This window comes from Pseudomonas edaphica (assembly GCF_005863185.1).
GTDB classification, from domain to species: Bacteria; Pseudomonadota; Gammaproteobacteria; order Pseudomonadales; family Pseudomonadaceae; genus Aquipseudomonas; species Aquipseudomonas edaphica.
The window spans coordinates 1-2695 of the sequence record NZ_VBVZ01000752.1; the positions used below are offsets into that span (position 1 = coordinate 1).

The following is a 2695-nucleotide window of genomic DNA, read 5'->3' on the forward strand; positions in this document are numbered from 1 at the left end:
GGTCGATCAGGTGCGCAACATGATGTTGGTCACCGTGTTCGTGTTTATCGGCATCGAGGGCGCCAGCGTGTATTCGGCGCGCGCCGAGAAGCGCTCGGACGTGGGCCGCGCCACCGTGATCGGTTTTATCACCGTGCTGCTGTTTTTGATGCTGGTGAACGTGCTGTCCCTGGGCATCATGACCCAACCGGAACTGGCCAAACTGCAGAACCCTTCGATGGCTGCCGTGCTGGAGCATGTGGTGGGCCACTGGGGCGCGGTGTTGATCAGCGTCGGCTTGATCATCTCGCTGCTGGGTGCGCTGCTGTCGTGGGTGCTGCTGTGTGCGGAGATCATGTTCGCCGCCGCCAAGGACCACACCATGCCGGAGTTCCTGCGTAAGGAAAACGCCAACCATGTGCCGGTCAACGCCCTGTGGCTGACCAATGCGATGGTCCAGGTTTTCCTGGTAATCACGCTGTTCTCGGCCAGCACTTACCTGTCGCTGATCTACCTCGCCACCTCGATGATCCTGGTGCCTTACCTGTGGTCGGCGGCCTATGCACTGCTGCTGGCGGTGCGCGGCGAGACCTACGAAAACGCCCTGCGCGAGCGCAAGAAAGACCTGTTCATCGGCGCCATCGCGTTGATCTACGCGGTGTGGCTGCTCTACGCCGGTGGCACCAAGTACCTGCTGCTCTCCGCCCTGCTGTATGCCCCCGGCGTGATCCTGTTCGCCAAGGCCAAGCATGAACTGGGCAAACCGATTTTCACCAACGTCGAGAAGCTGATTTTCGCCGCGGTAGTCATTGGCGCCCTGGTGGCTGCTTATGGCCTCTACGCCGGCTTCCTGACTCTGTAACTTTTGTTCACTGGAGGATCTGTAATGACCACGGAAAAAGTGAAGTACGGCGTACATTCCGAAGCCGGCAAACTGCGTAAAGTCATGGTGTGCTCCCCAGGTTTGGCCCACCAGCGGCTGACCCCCAACAACTGCGATGAACTGCTGTTCGATGACGTGCTGTGGGTGGCCCAGGCCAAGCGCGACCACTTCGACTTCGTAACCAAGATGCGCGAGCGGGACATTGATGTGCTGGAAATGCACAACCTGCTGACCGATATCGTCGCCATCCCCGAAGCGCTGGACTGGATTCTGGAGCGCAAGATCACCGCCAACACCGTTGGCCTGGGCCTGGTCGATGAAGTCGGCTCATGGCTGCGCAGCCTGGAGCCGCGCAAAATCAGCGAGTTCCTGATTGGCGGCGTGTCGGCCGATGACCTGCCGAGCAGCTTCGGCGGCCGGACCATCGAGATGTTCCGCGACTTCCTCGGCCACTCAAGCTTCATTCTGCCGCCGCTGCCCAACACTCAGTTCACCCGCGACACCACCTGCTGGATCTACGGCGGTGTGACGCTCAACCCGATGTACTGGCCGGCGCGACGTCAGGAAACCCTGCTGGCCAGCGCCATCTATAAATTCCACCCCGAGTTCACCAACGCCGACTTCCAGATCTGGTACGGCGACCCCGACCAGGAACACGGGGCCGCCACGCTGGAAGGCGGCGACGTGATGCCGATTGGCAATGGCGTGGTGTTGATCGGCATGGGCGAGCGTTCTTCGCACCAGGCGATTGGCCAACTGGCGCGCAACCTGTTCAAAAACAAAGCCGTGGAACGCGTGATCGTTGCCGGCCTGCCGAAGTCCCGCGCGGCGATGCACCTGGATACGGTGTTCAGCTTCTGCGACCGCGACCTGGTGACCATCTTCCCCGAAGTGGTCAACCAGATCGTGCCCTTCACCCTGCGCCCGGATGAAAGCAAGCCGCACGGCATCGACATCCAGCGCGAGAAAACCAACTTCCTCGAAACCGTGGCTGCAGCCCTCAACCTCAAGGCGCTGCGAGTGGTCGAGACCGGCGGCAACAGCTTCGCCGCCGAACGCGAGCAATGGGATGACGGCAACAACGTGGTGGCCGTGGAGCCCGGCGTGGTGATCGGCTATGACCGCAACACCTACACCAACACCTTGCTACGCAAGGCCGGTGTGGAAGTCATCACCATCAGCGCCGGTGAACTGGGCCGAGGCCGTGGCGGCGGCCACTGCATGACCTGCCCGATCATCCGCGACCCCATCGACTATTGATTTTTTGGCCCTGGCCGCTGCTTATCCAGCAGCGGCCAGGGGGATAACCGAAACCTAAGGAGATCCATCATGGCTTTTAATATGCGCAACCGCAGCCTGCTCTCGCTGATGCACCACACTACCCGCGAGCTGAACTACCTGCTGGACCTGTCCCGCGACCTCAAACGCGCCAAGTATACCGGCACCGAGCGTCCGCACCTGCAAGGCAAAAACATCGCGCTGATCTTCGAAAAAACCTCGACTCGCACCCGTTGCGCGTTCGAAGTGGCGGCCCATGACCAAGGCGCCCACGTCACCTACATTGACCCGGTGTCGTCGCAGATCGGCCACAAAGAAAGCATGAAAGACACCGCCCGCGTCCTGGGCCGCATGTTCGATGCCATCGAGTACCGTGGCTTTGAACAGGAAATCGTCGAAGAGCTGGCCAAGTTCGCTGGTGTGCCGGTATTCAACGGCCTCACCGCCGAATTCCACCCGACCCAAATGATCGCCGACACCCTGACCATGCGCGAGCACAGCGACAAGCCGCTGCATGACATCAGCTACGCGTACCTGGGCGACGCGCGCTACAAC

Annotated in this window: 3 protein-coding genes; all 3 read left to right on the plus strand. The window is 61.0% G+C overall.

What is annotated here, in order from left to right; translation table 11 throughout:
• On the plus strand, positions 1-841 hold an 841-nt coding region (locus FEM54_RS29970), incomplete at its 5' end, for an amino acid permease (RefSeq protein WP_138454003.1).
• 24 nt (positions 842-865) lie between these two features.
• On the plus strand, positions 866-2122 hold the full coding sequence (arcA, locus tag FEM54_RS29975; protein WP_058422253.1) for an arginine deiminase: 1257 nt from the start codon (positions 866-868) through the stop codon (positions 2120-2122).
• A 69-nt stretch (positions 2123-2191) separates the two neighbouring features.
• The coding region (locus tag FEM54_RS29980; protein WP_477749747.1) for a Rossmann-fold NAD(P)-binding domain-containing protein at positions 2192-2695 on the plus strand (504 nt) is incomplete at its 3' end.

What these genes read in the sequence shown, in the direction of transcription:
- arcA (WP_058422253.1), top strand. Translation starts at nt 866, where the DNA reads ATGACCACGGAAAAAGTGAAGTACGGCGTACATTCCGAAGCCGGCAAA.